The sequence below is a fragment of the Hafnia sp. HMSC23F03 genome, assembly GCF_001816025.1.
GTDB classification, from domain to species: Bacteria; Pseudomonadota; Gammaproteobacteria; order Enterobacterales; family Enterobacteriaceae; genus Hafnia; species Hafnia paralvei.
This window is the reverse complement of the sequence record NZ_KV824234.1, coordinates 15,043-33,733: the sequence shown is the minus strand read 5'-3', so window position 1 is coordinate 33,733 and position 18,691 is coordinate 15,043. Positions and strand designations below refer to the sequence as shown.

Genomic DNA, 18,691 nt, shown 5'->3' with positions numbered 1-18,691 from the left:
CACCATTTTTACATAAAAAGGTTCTGACGCATTTCCGTGTTGAAAAAATGCATTTCACCGTTCTAGTAGAGAAATAGTCTTAAACCATCAATCAACTCGAACACGATATCTCCAGCTTCTTCCCCCAATCCGGTGGCAACGCGCTGAGATCGTCGAAGGCCGCATCATCTTCGTAAGGATTCTGTAGTCCCTGATGCAAACGCGTTAATACACTGACGTCGTCTTTTTCTGCGGCTTCAATCGCATTCTGTGCCAGATAGTTACGCAAAATCCGTTTCGGGTTCACCGCTTTCATCTGAGTCTGGCGAGCGGCATCGTCTACACCATCCTGCTGCAATCGTAACCGCCATTTCTGGTGCCACGCATCAAATGCAGCACGATCAATAAAGTCATCACGTAGCGCCATAGTGCTATCACTCAACACAACGTCGCTCAGCGCACGGAATGTGTGCGTGTAGTCACGCCCTTCTTTCGCCATCAAGCTGAGCAGTTCAGTGAGTAAATCATTATCCTGATTCTGACGACTAAAGAAGCCTAATTTCTGGCGCATCTGCTCACCAAAAGCGACCATCAATGCAGGTTCATAGGCATCAAGCGCGCCACGAATCTGATCGGCGCTAATGAGACCGGAAAGCGCCTGTCCCAACCGATGCAGGTTCCAATAAGCAACGGCAGGCTGATTATCAAACGCGTAGCGCCCTTGATAGTCTGAGTGGTTACAAATGAAATCGGGTTGATAGTCATCAAGAAATGCGTAAGGGCCAAAGTCGATGGTCAGCCCGAGAATCGACATATTATCGGTATTCATCACACCATGCGCAAAACCCTGCGACTGCCAGAGCGCAATCATACGCGCAGTCCGTTCAGTAATATCTCGCAGCCAAAGGACATAGCGATCTTTATCATCAACCAAGTGTGGCCAATGGTGACGGATAGCATAATCGGCGAGTTTTCTCACCTCGTCGGACTGCTCGCGATAATAAAAATGCTCAAAATGACCGAAGCGAAGATGGCTTTCCGCCACACGCAATAGCATTGCACCGCGCTCTGGCTGCTCACGAAACACGGGCTGCTGGCTGGTGACAATACTCAGCGCCCGCGAGCTAGGAATGCCAAGATGATGTAAAGCCTCAGAGGCTAAAAACTCACGGATAACAGAACGCAGAACCGCTCGGCCATCCCCCATGCGTGAATATGGCGTTAGCCCTGCGCCTTTGAGATGCCAATCATATTTTCGGCCATCCGGTAGTTGTTGCTCGCCGAGCAAAATACCGCGACCATCGCCCAGTTGCCCTGCCCATACGCCAAACTGATGGCCACTATAAACTTGGGCTATTGGATTCATACCTCCAAGCAGCGATTCACCACGCAATACCGCCGCAGATTCACCACTAAAAAATTCGGCGTCTAAGCCCAGCTCGGCGGCCAATGGCTGGCTGTAGTAGAGCACACGAGCATCTTTGAGCGGTGTAGGCTTAAGTTCGGTATAAAATCCCGGTAGCTCGTCATGGTAGCTATTAATAAACTGAGTCATGCGCCCTCTTATTTTGACTGCATCTTGGCTTACAGTGTAGAGCGCATAACCCGTGACAAACACCGGTACTGTGTAGGGAGATTGCGAGTTTATTTCACTTGCTGCAATAGCCACTGATTCAAATCGCGGAGCTCGGTTTGCTGTTCGGGATAATCTTGGGCGAGCTGCTGCACCACGGCGCTAATCTCCTCGCTACGATAAATAACGCCTTGCAAACGTTCAGCTAATGCCTCAAGTGGCGCAGGGTTAAGGCTATCGGTAAACATTTGAGCCCGCGTAATCAGCCCGCGCTCAACGTCAAAGTGTAATTCGACGCCGCCCCAAACGAAACGCTCATCCAGTTGATGATTGAACGCGGGAGCCTGACCGAAATTCCACTCCCAGCTACTTTGCTTGAGAAACTGTTCGCTGAAGTTAGGCATATCGGGCTCATAGCGCGGTGAAATATGCTCTGCTTCTACCCGCTCACCATAATGCTTAAAGAAGGATTCCGTGACAGCGTCACAAATTCTCTCATGGGTGATATCTGGCATGAGCTCAACCAAATTCGCCACCCGGGAACGCACCGACGTAATCCCCTTGGCCTGCAGTTTTTTCGGATCGGGATGTAGATAGTTGGCTAAACGACTCAGGTCGGCGTTCAGCAGCAAAGTCCCATGATGAAAACCGCGGTCTTTAGTTTCACGATAGGCAGAGCCCGAAACCTTACGCTCACCGTCGGCGGTAGTCACAACCAGATCGTTACGGCCTGAAGCCCCCGCTGTCAGCCCTAAGCTGTGCAGTGCATCGAGAATGATGCCGGTAGAAATGCTTTTATCATATTCAGGTTTACCGGCCATAAACGTAAAGCAGGTGTTGCCAAGATCGTGGAATACCGCACCACCACCGCTGCTTCGGCGCGCCAGCTTCACCCCATCCTCGCTCATGCGACGGGTGTTACACTCTTTCCAAGGATTCTGCGCTCGACCAATGACAACGGTATCGTTATTACGCCATAAAAATAGCACGCGCTGCGTTGGTGACATTTGGCGAAAAATACACTCTTCAACCGCGAGATTAAACCAAGGGTCATAAGAGTCTGAAATCAGTAAACGTAAAGTGGTCATCCGTAAATTCCGGTTAATCGCTGTATCAATATATGCCAGTCATACTCCAAGCTGCATTTTGTTGGCCGCGCTCACTCACTTGCCGCCTCAATGCAACTCGAATTAGTTTGGGTATCATAACATTCAGGCCGTCGACTGTGGCAGGAATAGCTTATTTCCGGTGAGCGAGATAAAAAAACGCTCATAAAAGAGCGTTTATTAAGTATTCGGACGATTAGCCAGCGTTATAAGCGCCTCGCTTGCCAGTAGACTTTATTCCAATAAACATTGTCCAATGAAGAACGCGTTACACCTTTGCTGGTGGAGGCGTGAATAAAGGTTTCATCAGTATCATAAATCCCCACATGTAACCCACTCTCACCTGATCCCGTTTTAAAGAACACCAGATCGCCCGGCATCAGCTCGTCGCGATCGACTTTGGTTCCCAAGGATGTTTGCTGTTTGGTCGTACGCGGTAATTGCATCTCAAACCGGTCTCGGAAAGTACGGTAGACAAAACCAGAACAATCCACGCCGTTACGTTCCAATCCACCATAGCGATAAGGCGCACCATTCCATTGGCGTAGCTGTTCATTCAACTGCGCCACAACAGCAATTGAATCAGACAGCTTCCCACTTGGCGGCGGCGCATTATGACTACAACCGGCCAAAACTAAACTTGCCACTACGACTAAAAAACCAAGACGCATAATTTCCCTTTGCTTCTCTTCATTGCCTCACTAATTGGTCAGGCTGATTTATTGGTAAATTGTACGAATCATAGACATATTTACCTGCTAGCCCTGAATTATGCAAATTTAGCGTGATTATTTTGCTACGTCAGCGGAAATTTTAGAATATTAGTATTAATTAACTGTAAATGAGCATGTCTGTGTAATACTGACACCCAGAATATCTGACTCAAGGTGCCGCACAATGAAAAAACTGACGTTGAAAGACCTCAATGAGAGCCAGTTACAGCGAGTAAAAGTCAAACAAGCACAAGCCAGAAAAAGTTTAGAACGCCCATTGACCAACGCAGAGCAGAATAAAATCAAAGATGAGATCCTGAATGAAATTGCGTTGGAATTAGAGAAAGAAGCGAAGAAACTGCGTGCAGAGAAGAAGAAACAGAAAGTGGCACCCAGCAATGAAACCTTTAGCTGGTCTAAAAACAATCACTCGCGTGGCCTACGTTAACCTCCTTTAGTATCCGCACCCCACCGGTGTTTGCGGATAGCGAACATCAGTGGGAAGACTCTTTTTTACCGCTGTTGATTAGCCAAACCCCAAGTAAAATAGCCAGTACGCCTGCATTTTTTGTCCAACTAACGGACTCGTTCAGCCAAGGTAGACATACCGCCGCCAGATACACCAACGCATAACTCAGGCTTAAGAGCGGATAAGCGCGGCTAAGCGGTAAATAGCGCAGTGCACAGAACCAGCACACCATCGACATCACATAGCCCAAAATACCCAAACTCACGACCAGCAACGGCGTTGCATAAGCAATCAGCAGGGTCAGCGGTTCCATCTTCAAAGAAGAAATAATAGGAATATCCGCCATACCCGATTTCATTAGCACCTGCGCAACGCTGACTAACACAATGCTGCACGCAGCCCAGAAATAGCCCTTACTCATTACAATCCACGGCTCATTAGATAAATTCCGAACATAATCAGCGCCACGCCACACCAATGACGCGCGCTCGCTTTTTCACCGAACCAATAATGCGCGCACAGCGTAATCAGCACAAAGTTGATGCTCAGCATAGGATAAGCAATGCCCAGCGGCATACGCTGTAGCACTAACAACCACAGCAGCATGGCAATACCGAGTGCGCAGCAGGCCGCAAGCAACCAGCGCAAAGTGGTAGGAAGACGTGAGGACGGTGGTTTCTGTTGCCAGCACACCACCGCCTGTTTTTGGCAAAGTTGCCCGCCACACGTAAATACGCTGGCGAGCAAGAGCAACAAATAACTCATTGAGGGGTTTTCTTGTAGAACAGCACGACGTAACGATCCCGTTGCTCGACGCTATCCGCTTTTGGTAAACCTTCATGATCTAACGGCTCATCTCTCGAAAGATGAATCATCAGACTGACATTGCCCTCTTTACGAGCGTTAGCTAACCAAGCAGCAAATTCGTCTTTATTGATACGATGACCTTTGGCGTCAGGATAACTCAGGCCGTAACGTAACTCACCCGAATAATCAAACATCAGAATATCGCTGCGCTTTAACTCCCACGCTAATCCAGCCGCAATCCCCACTTCGTCGCTAAGCACATAACGGCTGCTCGCTAGCTGTGGCATCACATCGGCAATAAATGCCTGCGGATTTTTGCTGTTTTCGATTTTCTGTGGCACCGCCTGAGCAATGAAAAGACCGAGCACCAGAGGACACGCCGCCGACCATAGCCAGTATTTCGCCCCTTTAACCAGTGCGATACAGCCAAATACGGCCCAGCCAATAAAGCAGAGTACGCCAACGACGATCTCAGTCGACTCGCCAGGGGCATACAGCGAGGATTTGAAATTACCCACCGCCATCACAATCACGGCTAATGCCAGAACCCCGCCGAACAGAATATTGATCGCCGCGTTCACTTTCAGCGTGCGCCATTTGCCCTGCGCAATCAGTTCAGAAACATAGTGCGCCATCAGCAATGCTAGCGGTGCCATACACGGTAAAATATAAGTCGGCAGTTTACCTTTCGCGATGCTAAAGAACAGGAACGGCATCACCAGCCAGCTAAACAGGAAGAATCTATCGGGATGAAGACCGCGCCAGCCGTGGCGAATCGCCCCCGGAAGCAGTGCCAGCCAAGGCATCACGCCAGCAACCAGAACCGGCAAATAGTACCAGAACGGCGCTTTGTGTTGCGCATCGGACTCAGCGAAACGCTGGATATGCTCAACCCAGAAGAAATAATTCCAGAAGTCCGGCTCGCGCAGGTAGATACTCCACGCCCATGGCGCGCTAAGAATGGCGGCAACCACCACCGCTATCGGGCCAAACAGGAACAGTTCTTTTAGGCGTTTTTGCTGAATAACAATGGGTAAAACACTGATAACTGGCAGAGCCAAGGCCAAAAATCCTTTGGTCATAAAGCCCATGCCGCAGGCGATACCCAACAGGACATAAGCGCCGATTTTACCTTTATTTGTGGTTGCTTTAAGCGTGAGGTAAAAACTCACCATCGCCGCCGACATCCATAGCGTAATCATCGGATCCAGAACGCTATAGGTTCCGACCGCATACACCAAGAACATGCTGAAATAAATCACCGCAGCCAGAATAGCGGTACGCGTATTTTTCCAAATCATCATTGCCAGCCAAAAGACCAGCAACGTGCTTAACGCCGTACAAAAAACCGAACCAAAACGCACCGCGAAATTATTGTCACCAAATATCCATTGGCTAATATTGTTAATCCAATAGCCCGCGACGGGTTTTTCAAAATATCGCAGTCCTAGCAAATGTGGCACTGTCCAATCACCACGCGCCAACATTTCACGACTAATTTCTGCGTATCGAGTTTCATCTGGCTGCCAGAGTGGGCGCCAGTTAAGAGGTAACAGGTACAGCAAGGCGAACAATAAACCGGACAGTGTTTTTATCACTCTCACAAAGACGTCTCCGCTGGGGTTTCTGCGACGGGTGCTTGGCATCCTAACCAGCCTTCGCGCCCTTCGAATGATGAACGAACGATACGTCCCGTTGGGAGCTGTTTCCAATCGTTTGGCAACAGCGCTGACAGCGGGCAAAATTCAATATTTTCGGCTTTTAAACGGATCAGCAACTGCTCGAACATCTCAGCCTTAACGATCCCCTCTACTTCGGCATGAATGGTATATACCGGTGTACCAGAGTCCTTTTTAATCGCATCAATGATGAAGTCATTGAACTGAGCGTCGGTGGTCAGGGTTCCTACCGCCTCGTCATAAGTTGGTAACGTCACGGGAATTTGCACCGTGCCAGTTTTGCCCTTACTCAAAAGAGGACGGAATGGCTCGCTGCCACGGCAGTCGCTGTTATACCTCATGGGATAGGACTGCTTCATATCCACTACGCGCTGATCGGCTCGCCATCCAGCTACCGCCGAACACTCTACGGCATAGCCTAAAATGCGCTGCATCTCGGCCAGCCCACGCTGAAACTCTTGATTCAGGCGCGCATCCGACCAACGACCAACGTTTTTTTGCCAACCGTGATGATCCCAAGCGTGCAAACCCACCTCGTGACCTAACGACGCAGTATGACGAATAATCAGCTCATGAGGTTTACCGATTAATTTGCCTGGCCAGCAAGTGCCGGCCAGTAAAATATCCCATCCGTACAATGACGCGGCCTGAGAGCGAAGCATTTTCCACAAAAAGCGCGGCTTGAGCAGACGCCATAAATGGCGTCCCATATTGTCCGGACCGACACTAAAGAAAAAACTCCCTAAGACTTCATGCTTTTGCAGCATGGTTAATAACTGCGGTACCCCATCTCGGGTACCACGAAACGTATCAACATCAATTCTCAGGCCAACTCGTTTCATTGTGCCTCACCGGTGAGATCGACCGTGCGCAGGAAGTAATCCAAGGTTTCCTCTACGGTTTGTTTCATTTCTACCGTTGGTTCCCAGTGCAGCAGACGTTTAGCATTGCTGATGCTTGGCTTACGATGCTCAACGTCCTGATAACCTTTACCGTAGTAGCTGCTGCTTTCAATCTCTTTGAAACCAGCAAATGGCGGGAAATGAGAACGCAGTGGATGACGTTCAAAGCAATCCAGCAGCATTTCACCCAGCTCACGAATGCTGGCTTCGTTATCTGGATTACCAATATTGATGATCTGCCCATTGCAGTTGTCATCTTTATTTTCGATGATTCGGAACAGCGCTTCGATACCATCGCTAATATCGGTAAAGCAACGTTTCTGCGCCCCACCGTCCACCAGCTTAATCGGTGAACCTTCGACCAGATTGAGGATTAGCTGAGTAATGGCGCGAGAACTACCGATGCGTGCAGCATTCAGGTTATCCAAACGCGGGCCCATCCAGTTAAACGGACGGAACAGCGTGAAGTTCAGTTCATTTTTAGCGCCGTAGGCCCAGATCACACGGTCTAACAGTTGCTTAGACACTGAGTAAATCCAACGCTGTTTGTTGATTGGCCCGACAATCAGATTAGACGTATCTTCGTCAAAATCTTTATCGTTGCACATGCCATACACCTCTGAGGTGGATGGGAACACGATACGCTTTTGATATTTCACACAGTCACGAACAATCTTCAGGTTCTGCTCGAAGTCCAATTCGAAAACTTTCAGCGGATTACGGGTATATTCAATCGGGGTTGCGATTGCCACCAATGGCAAAATGACATCACATTTTTTGATGTGGTATTCAATCCACTCATTGTGAATGCTGATATCGCCTTCAACGAAATGGAAACGCGGATTGCCGATGAAGCGTTCAATCGCATCTGAACCAATATCCAGACCATAGATGTCATAGTTGTCATCTTGCAGCAGACGCTCGGTCAGGTGGTTACCAATGAAGCCATTCACGCCAAGAATCAATACACGTGTACGACGCTTAATCAGGCTATTTGGCTTATCCCACAGACGAACTTTTGCCACGATGCCCATTTCATTGGCCAACTGCGAACCTTGCGCATATAAACCGGCGTCGCTTTGACCCGTCACGATCTCTAGGGCATTTTCACCACAGGCAATCACGAGCGGTTTGGCAGACAGAACAGTACCCGGTCTGCTACCTGATTTATCTTCAACAATACGGCTGCGCCAAACGGTAATCTTGCGATCGCCCAGATAGCTAAACGCACCAGGGTACGGCTCGGTGACCGCTCGAACCAAATTATGTACGGTTGATGCTGGTTTGCTCCAGTCTATCAAACCATCAGCGGCGGTACGGCGGCCAAAATAGGTCGCTTGAGACTCATCCTGCGCGGTTGTTTTCACATCGCCATTTTTGATCAACGGTAACTGTTGGCCTAAAAGCGCCACCGCTGCGTCACGGATTTTACTATGTAGCGTTAACGCCGTATCGTCTGGGCTAATCTCGACCGCCAACTGCCCCGCGATATCACCGGCGTCTGCCTTACGCGTCATCTGGTGCAACGTAACACCCGTTTGAGTTTCCCCGTGGACTAAAGCCCAGTTTACAGGCGCACGACCACGATATTTCGGCAGCAACGAGCCATGTAAATTCCAGCTACCACGCGGTGCAATATCCAGAATGTCCTGACTCAGCATATTACGGTAGTAGAAAGAGAAAATGACATCAGGTTTTAAGGCCTTAATACGATCAACCCACAATGGATGATTCACATTGTCTGGCGCGTAAACCGGCAGTTCCATCTCGGCGGCAACACGAGCAACCGAGCCATAAAAATGGTTCTCACCCGGCTCATCGGTATGGGTAAACACGGCTGAGATTTCATAGCCCGCTTCTTTTAGCGCTTTCAAACCCGCACAACCAATATCATGGTAAGCAAATACAATGGCTTTCATTACTCTTCTTCCTGTTGTTCAACAGAGACATGTGTCTTCAGCGCGTCTGCGGAGACAATTTTTTGTACAAAGTAGCGTGGGCGAGCACGCACATCGTTATAGATACGCCCGATGTACTCTCCCAATAAACCTAAGCCGACAAACTGGGCACCGATAAAGGTAAAGAGCACGGCAAACAGCGTGAATACCCCTTCTGCCGCCCAGGTCGGGCCAAAAATAAGACGCATAGCGATCAGTAAAACCGCTAGGGTGAAACCAGACAGGGCAATCACGCTGCCGACGATACTGAGAAGACGTAACGGGGTGGTGGTTAAACACGTCACCAAGTCGTACATCAGATTTATTAACTTAAGGAAGCTGTATTTTGATTCACCAAACTCACGCTCATCGTGGCGCACGTCGATTTCAATGGTACGGCGTGCAAAGGTATTGGCCAGAATGGGAATAAACGTACTGCGTTCATGACAGTGCAGCATGGCTTCAATAATCGGGCGACGATAAGCGCGCAGCATACAGCCGTAATCACCCATCGATTTACCGGTCGCCTTTTGAATCATCATATTGATCATCTTAGAGGCGGTTTTGCGGAACCAGGTATCTTTACGCTTGGCACGCACGGTACCAACAACGTCATAGCCCTGCTCCGCCGTTGCCACTAAACGCGGAATTTCTTCCGGTGGATTCTGTAAATCAGCATCAAGAGTAATGATAAGATCGCCAGAAACCTGATTAAAGCCAGCCATAATGGCCGAATGCTGGCCATAATTGCGGTTTAATAACACAGCAACGATGTGGTTTTCTGGAATTTCAGCTGCCCGAGTCAATATTTCAGCAGAGTCATCATGGCTACCGTCGTCAATTAAAATAATTTCATACGGTTTATTTAACAGTTCACACGCGGCATGAGTCCGCTTAATTAATATGGGTAAACTTTCTTGCTCGTTAAAAACAGGAATGACGATAGATACTTTCTTTATTTCGTCAGCCTCATTTTTAATCACTTCATTATTACTCACAGCGTGACTCCAAAATGTCAGACAATGCCTTCACTACGCGATCGACGTCGCTATCTTGCATATCTGGAAACAGAGGAAGGGTCATAAGACTTGCCGAGTTCCATTCGGTGTTTGGCAAACTAAGATCGGGATACTTTTCACGATAATATTTTTGCGTATGTGCGGCGCGGAAATGCAGTCCGGTGCCAATACCGTGTTCTTTTAGCTTCTCCATCATCGTGTTGCGGTCGATACCACACAGAGATTCATCAACACGTACCATGAAGAGATGCCATGCATGCTGATGTGGATAAGCGGGAACCTTAAGCGGCAACAATGGTGAACCTTGAAGTGCTTGCAGATAGCGTGCAACTAATTGCTGACGACGCGCATTCATAGCCGGTAATTTTTCCAACTGAACCAAGGCGATTGCCGCATTAATATCAGCCAGATTATATTTGTAGCCAGGCACAACGACTTCAGCCTGTGGCTTACGCCCCAACGCTTGACGATCGAAGGCATCAACAGCCAGACCGTGAAACTTGAAGCAGCGAACTTTATCTGCCAGCTCATCGTCATCAGTCACAACCATGCCACCTTCAGCACAGGTCATATTTTTGATGGCATGGAAGGAGAAAATGGCGGTTCCTTGCGCGCCCACCATGCGATCGCCAAAACGAGTACCTACCGCATGCGCAGCATCTTCAATTAATGGAATATTATGGCGAGTGGCAATTTCACGTAGCGCGGTCAAATCAGCGGGAGCGCCAGCGTAATGCACCGGTATAATGGCCTTCGTTTTCGGCGTGATAGCCGCTTCAACTTCGGCGGGTTGAACCATTAGCGTATCGCGGTCAACGTCGATCATCACCGGCTCTGCGCCTAGCAAGGTAATAATATTGAGCGTAGAGACCCACGTTTGCGAAGGAGTAATGACTTCGTCGCCAGCACCGATACCCAGCGCCATTAAGGTGACATGCATACCGCCCGTCGCAGAGCTAACCGCAATCGCATGTTTAGCGCCAACATACTGACTAAAGGCCGATTCTAACTGCTGGCATTTAGGCCCTGTAGTAATCCAACCTGAACGTAATACTTCAGCAACTGCAGCGATTTCATCCTCCCCCATTGAGGGGACTGAAAATGGGAGAAACTCTTTCATCCGTTACCTTACAATTTTTCTATGCAGAGGATTTGACTCGAAACAGTCGACCCAAGTGACTACATAATCAATGTGTTTTAGCGATTATCTAAATTCGATAATAAGTATAAAAGCTTAGATTAACATTAAGATAAACGCAGACTAAACATAGCGGATGTACACAAGAAAGTACGAATTTGGTTGAGGGAATATTGATTTAAGTGAAATAGCACAGAAATTTGAGGATACCGTTTATTAAATATTAGGCTTATTGCTTTCCATGCTTATTATTTATTATCTATATCAAATGTGATTCTGGTAGATAAACCAACGCTGCCCTTCACTTTCTAACTCTCGAAAATTAATTCCATAAAGTTTGGATAGGCTTTTTACGGTCATCACCTCGGCAGTCGGCCCTTGGTCTTGCATGACACCGGCGCGCAGCATCCAAACCTGATGGGCATGCAACTGCGTATGATTAAGATCGTGCGCGCTGACGATGACACTGATCCCTGCGTCGGTAAGCTGGTGAAGTATTTGATCGACCGCCGCCTGCTGACTGATATCCAAACTATTCATCGGTTCATCTAACAAGAGTAGAGAAGCCTGAGGGTTTAGCGCTGGCCATACTTGCAGGCAAATAGCCGCGATACGTACACGCTGCCATTCACCGCCAGATAGCTGGGTTAGTGGACGTGAAAGTTTGTCACCCAGCGCCAATGACGCAGCCAAATCGCCTACCACGCTATCAGCCAGAGCAAGATCACACCCGGCGGGCTGATGAAGAGCAAGATATTGGAAAACGGGCATCAATGCACTTGGCTGCTGTTGCTGGTGTAAATAGCCACGACAACGCGCTAGCTCAGTTGGGGTTAAGGCGTCGAGATTCTGCTGGTTAAGCATCACCCTGCCTTCTCCTGGCAAAATTCCCGCGATACGCGCGAGTAGCGTGCTTTTGCCCGCACCGTTTGGCCCAATGATATGAATGAGCGCCCCGCGCTCGACCTGAGCACTGAAGGGCAATAAACGCATTCCAACGGAGACATTGTGTAGGGTAAGTTGCTTAGCGCTCATGCTTATCATTTACTCTTTGCTATTCAACGGTCGCAGCAGCATCCAGATAAACACCGGAGCCCCTAACGAAGAGGTCACAACACCGATCGGTAATTCGGCCGAGAACAAGGCGACGCGGGCAACAACGTCGGCCAGCAATAAAACGCCCGCCCCACCCAACGCACAGGCAGGTAAAAGCGCTCGGTGGTCGGTGATCCCCATCAGCCGCAGCATATGCGGAACGACTAAGCCAATAAAACCAATGACCCCTGCCAATGCTACGCTAACGCCGACCAGCCAACCAATCGCCACGACCAGCAAATTGCGCCATACCACGAGGGAAAGTCCTAGCTGCCGTGCTTGAATATCCCCTAACGACATGAGGTTTAATACTTTCCCTTGACGCAACAGCCACAAAAAAATCGGTACTAATGCCAGCACCAACCATTTTTGTCTCCAATCAATCCCGCTGAAACCGCCCATCAGCCAATACATTAACTGGCGTAAATCCAGACTTGAACTGAAATACACCGCCCAAGTCATCACTGCGCTACAGGCAATCCCCAGCGCTACGCCAATCAGCAATAGACGAGAATTCGTTAAATATCGACGATGGGCGAACAACATGAGGATGGCGGTAATTGCCAGCGCTCCCAATATGGCACATGTGCTCAGCACCCAGACCGGCAGCAAGCTCTGGCCTAGCAGCACGGCTAAGACCAAAGCGACGCCTGCACCGTTGGATACGCCCAACAGCCCAGGCTCCGCAAGTGGATTATCGAATAGCGCCTGCATGACAGCCCCAGCGACAGCAAGTGATGCACCGACCGCCATCACCGCGATGACGCGTGGTAGCCTTATTTGCCAAACAAAGAGTTTGGCACTTTCACTAAACCACTGCGTAGGCCATAGCCAAAGATCGCCTGCACACAGGCTGACAATGACCGCCAGCAACAGGAACAACGCCAAAATGCGCAATCGGCTACGATCGCGCGCCTGTTGGCGCTGCTGTAATAAAGAGAAATGAGACAGCATCGGCATGTCAGAATTTTGCATAGAACGATTGGGCATGATGCAGCATAGAAATGCGATTACTCATCGCCGTGATAAGGCTCAACAAAAGTGCCATCGTGGCTGTCGATCTCATTGAAGAACCACACACCATTCGGATAATTATCTAGCGTCACCAGATACATGATGCCTTCGCTGAACTCTTCCACTTCAATAATTTTACCCATGCGGCGCGGTCCGCCATCCGTTTTTACACTGACCAGATCGTTGACTTTCATCGGCTAATTATCTCTCACATCAGAATGATGGAAGTTAGGATAAGAAAAAGGCCACCCGCAGGCGGCCTTTTTGTCTTGCGTATTACTCTTTCGGTGTCGCGTTCTCGACCCGGCTCTTGAGCTTCTGCCCCGGACGGAAAGTAACAACACGGCGCGCCGTAATCGGGATATCTTCCCCGGTTTTCGGGTTACGTCCCGGCCTCTGGTTTTTGTCGCGCAGATCGAAGTTACCGAAACCGGATAACTTAACCTGCTCGCCATTTTCCAGAGCACGGCGAACCTCTTCGAAAAATATTTCTACGAGGTCTTTGGCATCCCGTTTGCTAAGCCCAAGCTTCTCAAACAGGTGTTCAGACATTTCAGCTTTAGTAAGCGCCATAGGTTCAATCCCTCAAGGATGCTTGGAATCGCTGTTTTAATGCCTCTACACATTTTGCGACGGTAGCGGCAATCTCCTCTTCTTCCAGTGTACGGGTGGTATCTTGCAATACCAGACTGATAGCGAGGCTCTTATAACCCTCGGCAACACCCTTACCACGGTACACGTCAAACAAGTTTACGCCAACTACCTGATTTACGCCAACTTTCTTACACTCTGCCAAAATATCTTCTGCAGGGACATTTTCAGCCACCACAACAGCGATATCTCGGCGGTTTGCTGGATAGCGTGAAATCTCGCGAGCCTGCGGAATACGGCGCTCTGCAAGGGCTTCCCACTCGATTTCAAATACTACGGTGCGACCATTCAGATCCAGTTTACGTTCCAGATCAGGATGAACAACGCCAATGAAACCAACACGTTTGCCTGCTAAATAAATTGCCGCACTCTGTCCAGGATGTAAAGCAGGGTTCGTTTCTGCTTTAAATTGGACGTCATCCAGTTTGCCGGTCAAATCTAGAATGGCTTCTAAATCACCTTTCAGATCGTAGAAATCGACAACCTGACGCTCCAGATTCCAATGCTCTTCGTAACGGTTACCTGCAATAACGCCAGCCAGCATGACATCCTGACGGATACCCAGATTAGCAGCAGTATCAGGAACAAAGCGTAGCCCCGTTTCAAACAAACGTACACGTGATTGCTGGCGATTCTGGTTGTACACCACCGCAGACAGCAAACCGCTCCACAGAGACAGACGCATCGCCGACATCTCAACCGAGATTGGGCTTGGCAGAATCAACGACTCTTCAGAGGGGTGAAGCAGAGCCTGAATCTTAGGATCAACGAAGCTGTAAGTGATCGCTTCCTGATAGCCGCGATCGACCAGCATCGTTTTCACACGCTTGAGCGGCAGATTAGCTTCACGATGTGAAGTCATAATCAGATCGGCTTTTACAGGTACGTCTGGAATATTGTTGTAGCCGTATACACGGGCAACTTCTTCCACCAGATCTTCTTCGATTTCCATATCGAAACGCCAGCTTGGCGCAACAGCCTGCCATGTATTATTAGCAAAGCTGACTTTGCAGCCAAGGCGTTCCAGAATATCGGTGACCTGTGCATCAGCAACGTGATGACCAATTAAACGATCCAGTTTTTCACGACGTAGCGTGATTGTGGCACGTTTTGGCAAGGAGGCTTCATTGGTCACATCAATCACCGGACCGGCATGACCACCACAGATATCGAGCAGTAGACGAGTAGCGCGCTCCATTGCCTTAGCCTGTAGAGCAGGATCAACGCCGCGCTCATAGCGGTGAGACGCATCAGTATGCAGCCCCTGACGGCGTGCACGGCCGGTGATAGACAGTGGATTGAAGTAAGCACATTCCAGCAGCACGTCTTGAGTTTCGGCATTCACGCCAGAATGTTCGCCGCCGAAAATACCGCCCATGGCCAGCGCTTTTTGCTGATCGGCAATCACTAAGGTGTCTGACGATAATGTTGCTTCGTTACCGTCCAGCAGCGTCAGCTTCTCGCCCTCTTTCGCCATACGCACAACGATACCGCCTTCAAGGCGGTTCAAGTCGAACGCATGCATTGGCTGACCCAGCTCTAGCAGAACATAGTTGGTCACATCAACCACAGGATCGATAGAACGGATACCACAGCGACGCAGTTTTTCACGCATCCACAATGGCGTCGCCGCTTTTACGTTGATCCCCTTCACTACGCGCCCTAAATAGCGTGGGCAAGCTTCAGGTGATTCGACAGTAATTGGGAAAGTATCATGAATAGCCGCAGGAACTGCGTCCATAGCAGGCTCGTTCAACGCCAACTTGTTAAGTACAGCAACATCACGAGCCACACCGATAATCCCTAAGCAGTCGGCGCGGTTCGGCGTTACGCTGATTTCAATGGTGCTGTCGTTCAACTGTAGATATTCGCGAATATCAGTACCGATCGGCGCATCTGCTGGCAATTCAATGATGCCATCATGATCTTCGGAAATACCCAGCTCAGAGAATGAGCACAGCATCCCCTCGGAAGGTTCACCGCGAAGTTTAGCGGCTTTAATTTTAAAGTCGCCCGGCAGTACCGCACCGATGGTTGCCACGGCAACTTTCAGGCCTTTACGGCAGTTCGGCGCACCGCACACGATATCGAGAAGACGCTCACCGCCAACGTTAACCTTCGTCACGCGCAGTTTATCTGCATTTGGATGCTGGCCGCACTCTACGACTTCACCGACGAACACGCCGTTGAATTCACCGGCTACCGGTTCTACGCCGTCCACTTCCAGACCGGCCATGGTAATTTGTTCTGATAATGCTTCGCTGCTAATGGCAGGATTAACCCACTCGCGCAACCAGAGTTCACTGAATTTCATGTGATAATCCCGCCTTACTTAAACTGTTTTAGGAAACGCAGATCGTTTTCGAAGAATGCACGCAGATCGGTCACGCCATAGCGCAACATGGTTAAACGCTCCATCCCCATACCGAATGCAAAGCCAGAGTAAATTTCTGGATCGATACCTACGTTACGCAGCACATTTGGATGCACCATACCGCAGCCAAGCACTTCCAGCCATTTACCGTTTTTACCCATAACGTCAACTTCCGCGGAAGGCTCGGTGAATGGGAAATAAGAAGGACGGAAACGGATCTGCAGATCTTCTTCGAAAAAGTTATTCAGGAAGTCGTGCAGCGTACCTTTCAGATTAGTGAAGCTGATGTCTTTATCAACAATCAGGCCTTCCATCTGATGAAACATTGGCGTATGAGTCTGATCGTAGTCGTTACGATATACGCGGCCCGGCGCAATGATACGAATTGGCGGCTGCTGCTCTTTCATGGTGCGGATCTGCACGCCTGAGGTTTGAGTACGTAGCAAACGCGTAGCGTCAAACCAGAAAGTATCGTGGTCAGCGCGTGCCGGATGGTGAGCAGGAATGTTCAGCGCATCAAAGTTATGATAGTCATCTTCGATCTCTGGACCAGTTTCAACGGCAAAGCCCAGTTCACCAAAGAAGGTTTCAATGCGTTCGATAGTGCGAGTGACAGGATGCAGGCCACCGTTTTCCATGCGGCGTCCAGGCATAGAAACATCGATAGTCTCTTGGGCCAGACGTGCATTTAGCGCTGCTGATTCCAGATCTGATTTACGGGCATTCAGCGCTTCCTGAACTTCCTGTTTAGCCTGGTTAATCACAGCGCCCGCAGCGGGACGCTCTTCTGCTGGTAGTTCGCGCAGTGACGTCATCTGCAGCGTTAAATGGCCTTTCTTACCCAGATATTCAACACGCACATTATCCAGCGTGGCAATATCCTGAGCATTCTCTACGGCTGCCTTTGCTTGGGCAACCAACTCTGCGAGATGTGGCATTGCTTTCCTCTTCTTCCAGCCCGTTAGGCTCGATTGTCGATGTGAGAGTTTCACCTTTGCACTTGAAGTTGCTGCTATAGAAACCGCCACTTCAAATGCTCAGGGTATATACCCTTCATGTTTAAAGCTGCCCTGGCGCAACTTCAATCGTTGGGGGTACCGATCTTCTTAGTATGCTCATGAATAAACCTGAAGCGGTAAATCATGTTAAAGCAAAAAAAAAAGCCTCCACGAGGGAGGCTTTCTGCGCTACTTTTCGTTTCTTCTCTTACGCGCAAAGCCTCCTGAACTCAGGTGCTAAAGTAAAAAAAGAAACGGAAAATAGCAGCGTGCATGCTTGCGTTACCTTTATATTAAACCAATTAATCCACGTGATAGCAAGGCTATTGAAAGCGTAAAACAGTGCAAAGTCAATAGACTATGCTCGTTACACGCCACTTTACCGAAAAATAGTACTCACACTTCAGTACACATCGATGTTTCGACTCACCTGCTACTACCATACCTGCTAGTGGTAATACCAAAGCAGCTATCTTTTTTCGCCATACGGCTCTTAACATTCCGAGCGACCTAGAGATATAAACGAAAAAAGAGAGCACTAAAGGCTCTCTTCTTCGATTATCTACTACTCGCTTACGCCAGAGCAGATTTCGCTTTTTCTACCAGAGCAGCAAATGCTACTTTGTCGAATACAGCGATGTCAGCCAGGATCTTACGGTCGATTTCAACAGAAGCCTTTTTCAGACCATTGATGAAACGGCTGTAAGAGATACCGTTCTGACGTGCAGCAGCGTTGATACGTGCAATCCACAGCTGACGGAACTGACGTTTACGTTGACGACGGTCACGGTAAGCGTACTGACCTGCTTTGATTACTGCCTGGAAGGCAACACGATATACGCGCGAACGGGCACCGTAGTAGCCTTTCGCTTGCTTCATTACTTTCTTGTGACGTGCGCGTGCAATTACACCACGTTTTACGCGAGCCATATGCTCTCCTTAAGTCTTAATCTTGATTCAAAAAATGGTTACTTATGCGTACGGCAGGCACGCTACGACTAAGCCCAGATCCCCTTTGGAAACCTGACCTTTTGGACGCAGATGACGCTTACGCTTAGTAGATTTTTTGGTCAAAATATGACGCAGGTTAGCATGTTTACGCTTAAAACCACCACCGGCGGTTTTTTTGAAGCGCTTAGCAGCGCCACGCACAGTTTTAATCTTTGGCATTTCGATTTCCACTTCGCATTGTTAATTACATGAATCAGTGAGGCGAATAACGCCAGCAACGAACCGA

20 protein-coding genes and 1 other annotated feature are annotated in these 18,691 nt (G+C 49.1%); of the genes, 1 reads left to right on the top strand and 19 read right to left on the bottom strand.

Annotation, left to right across the window (positions count from 1 at the left end):
- Positions 1-91 precede the first annotated feature (91 nt).
- From HMPREF3091_RS16750 to HMPREF3091_RS16740, 3 genes are all read right to left on the bottom strand, one after another.
- Positions 92-1,534, bottom strand: a complete 1,443-nt coding sequence (locus HMPREF3091_RS16750; RefSeq protein WP_070717263.1) for a protein adenylyltransferase SelO — start codon at positions 1,532-1,534, stop codon at positions 92-94.
- A gap of 89 nt (positions 1,535-1,623) precedes the next feature.
- A complete protein-coding gene (locus tag HMPREF3091_RS16745; protein WP_070717260.1) occupies positions 1,624-2,640 on the bottom strand; it encodes a lipoate--protein ligase in 1,017 nt (338 codons plus the stop codon).
- A gap of 224 nt (positions 2,641-2,864) precedes the next feature.
- The gene (locus tag HMPREF3091_RS16740; RefSeq protein ID WP_004089898.1) at positions 2,865-3,329 is read right to left on the bottom strand and encodes an NlpC/P60 family protein; all 465 of its coding nucleotides are present in this window, start codon (positions 3,327-3,329) and stop codon (positions 2,865-2,867) included.
- Between the two features lie 226 nt (positions 3,330-3,555).
- Between HMPREF3091_RS16740 and HMPREF3091_RS16735 the strand changes: the two genes are divergently transcribed.
- Positions 3,556-3,819, top strand: coding sequence for a YjbD family protein (locus HMPREF3091_RS16735; RefSeq protein WP_004089905.1), 264 nt, complete (start codon positions 3,556-3,558; stop codon positions 3,817-3,819).
- 46 nt (positions 3,820-3,865) lie between these two features.
- Here the strand turns inward: HMPREF3091_RS16735 and arnF are convergent, their stop codons facing one another.
- From arnF to rpmI, 16 genes are all read right to left on the bottom strand, one after another.
- Positions 3,866-4,261, bottom strand: a complete 396-nt coding sequence (gene arnF, locus HMPREF3091_RS16730; RefSeq protein ID WP_004089913.1) for a 4-amino-4-deoxy-L-arabinose-phosphoundecaprenol flippase subunit ArnF — start codon at positions 4,259-4,261, stop codon at positions 3,866-3,868.
- Positions 4,261-4,605 (bottom strand): 4-amino-4-deoxy-L-arabinose-phosphoundecaprenol flippase subunit ArnE, encoded by a 345-nt coding sequence (arnE, locus tag HMPREF3091_RS16725; protein ID WP_004089915.1) that lies wholly within the window; start codon positions 4,603-4,605, stop codon positions 4,261-4,263. The genes arnF and arnE overlap by 1 nt, the downstream gene beginning before the upstream one ends.
- On the bottom strand, positions 4,602-6,251 hold the full coding sequence (gene arnT, locus HMPREF3091_RS16720; RefSeq protein ID WP_004089918.1) for a lipid IV(A) 4-amino-4-deoxy-L-arabinosyltransferase: 1,650 nt from the start codon (positions 6,249-6,251) through the stop codon (positions 4,602-4,604). The genes arnE and arnT overlap by 4 nt, the downstream gene beginning before the upstream one ends.
- Complete coding sequence (gene arnD / locus HMPREF3091_RS16715) at positions 6,248-7,168, bottom strand: 4-deoxy-4-formamido-L-arabinose-phosphoundecaprenol deformylase (protein WP_070717256.1); 921 nt, start codon at positions 7,166-7,168, stop codon at positions 6,248-6,250. The genes arnT and arnD overlap by 4 nt, the downstream gene beginning before the upstream one ends.
- Positions 7,165-9,147 (bottom strand): bifunctional UDP-4-amino-4-deoxy-L-arabinose formyltransferase/UDP-glucuronic acid oxidase ArnA, encoded by a 1,983-nt coding sequence (gene arnA, locus HMPREF3091_RS16710; RefSeq protein ID WP_004089923.1) that lies wholly within the window; start codon positions 9,145-9,147, stop codon positions 7,165-7,167. The genes arnD and arnA overlap by 4 nt, the downstream gene beginning before the upstream one ends.
- A complete protein-coding gene (gene arnC, locus HMPREF3091_RS16705) occupies positions 9,147-10,163 on the bottom strand; it encodes an undecaprenyl-phosphate 4-deoxy-4-formamido-L-arabinose transferase (RefSeq protein WP_004089925.1) in 1,017 nt (338 codons plus the stop codon). The genes arnA and arnC overlap by 1 nt, the downstream gene beginning before the upstream one ends.
- Positions 10,156-11,304 (bottom strand): UDP-4-amino-4-deoxy-L-arabinose aminotransferase, encoded by a 1,149-nt coding sequence (gene arnB / locus HMPREF3091_RS16700; protein ID WP_070717253.1) that lies wholly within the window; start codon positions 11,302-11,304, stop codon positions 10,156-10,158. The genes arnC and arnB overlap by 8 nt, the downstream gene beginning before the upstream one ends.
- Positions 11,305-11,586: 282 nt before the next feature.
- Entirely contained in the window at positions 11,587-12,357 is a 771-nt protein-coding gene (gene btuD, locus HMPREF3091_RS16695) for a vitamin B12 ABC transporter ATP-binding protein BtuD (RefSeq protein WP_070717668.1), read from the bottom strand.
- A 9-nt stretch (positions 12,358-12,366) separates the two neighbouring features.
- The gene (btuC, locus tag HMPREF3091_RS16690) at positions 12,367-13,377 is read right to left on the bottom strand and encodes a vitamin B12 ABC transporter permease BtuC (protein ID WP_070717666.1); all 1,011 of its coding nucleotides are present in this window, start codon (positions 13,375-13,377) and stop codon (positions 12,367-12,369) included.
- Between the two features lie 50 nt (positions 13,378-13,427).
- Complete coding sequence (dsrB, locus tag HMPREF3091_RS16685; protein ID WP_070717249.1) at positions 13,428-13,625, bottom strand: protein DsrB; 198 nt, start codon at positions 13,623-13,625, stop codon at positions 13,428-13,430.
- An 82-nt stretch (positions 13,626-13,707) separates the two neighbouring features.
- Positions 13,708-14,004 (bottom strand): integration host factor subunit alpha, encoded by a 297-nt coding sequence (gene ihfA / locus HMPREF3091_RS16680; RefSeq protein ID WP_004089944.1) that lies wholly within the window; start codon positions 14,002-14,004, stop codon positions 13,708-13,710.
- Positions 14,005-14,008: 4 nt separating this feature from the next.
- Complete coding sequence (pheT, locus tag HMPREF3091_RS16675) at positions 14,009-16,396, bottom strand: phenylalanine--tRNA ligase subunit beta (RefSeq protein ID WP_070717246.1); 2,388 nt, start codon at positions 16,394-16,396, stop codon at positions 14,009-14,011.
- 14 nt (positions 16,397-16,410) lie between these two features.
- On the bottom strand, positions 16,411-17,394 hold the full coding sequence (gene pheS / locus HMPREF3091_RS16670; protein WP_004089948.1) for a phenylalanine--tRNA ligase subunit alpha: 984 nt from the start codon (positions 17,392-17,394) through the stop codon (positions 16,411-16,413).
- A 215-nt stretch (positions 17,395-17,609) separates the two neighbouring features.
- Positions 17,610-17,734 (bottom strand) — a sequence feature (Phe leader region).
- Positions 17,685-17,729, bottom strand: coding sequence for a pheST operon leader peptide PheM (gene pheM / locus HMPREF3091_RS22525; RefSeq protein WP_123912837.1), 45 nt, complete (start codon positions 17,727-17,729; stop codon positions 17,685-17,687). Its footprint overlaps the feature before it by 45 nt.
- Before the next feature lie 293 nt (positions 17,735-18,027).
- Positions 18,028-18,384, bottom strand: coding sequence for a 50S ribosomal protein L20 (gene rplT / locus HMPREF3091_RS16665; RefSeq protein WP_004089950.1), 357 nt, complete (start codon positions 18,382-18,384; stop codon positions 18,028-18,030).
- Positions 18,385-18,426: 42 nt separating this feature from the next.
- The gene (gene rpmI, locus HMPREF3091_RS16660; RefSeq protein ID WP_004089951.1) at positions 18,427-18,624 is read right to left on the bottom strand and encodes a 50S ribosomal protein L35; all 198 of its coding nucleotides are present in this window, start codon (positions 18,622-18,624) and stop codon (positions 18,427-18,429) included.
- Positions 18,625-18,691: the final 67 nt, after the last annotated feature.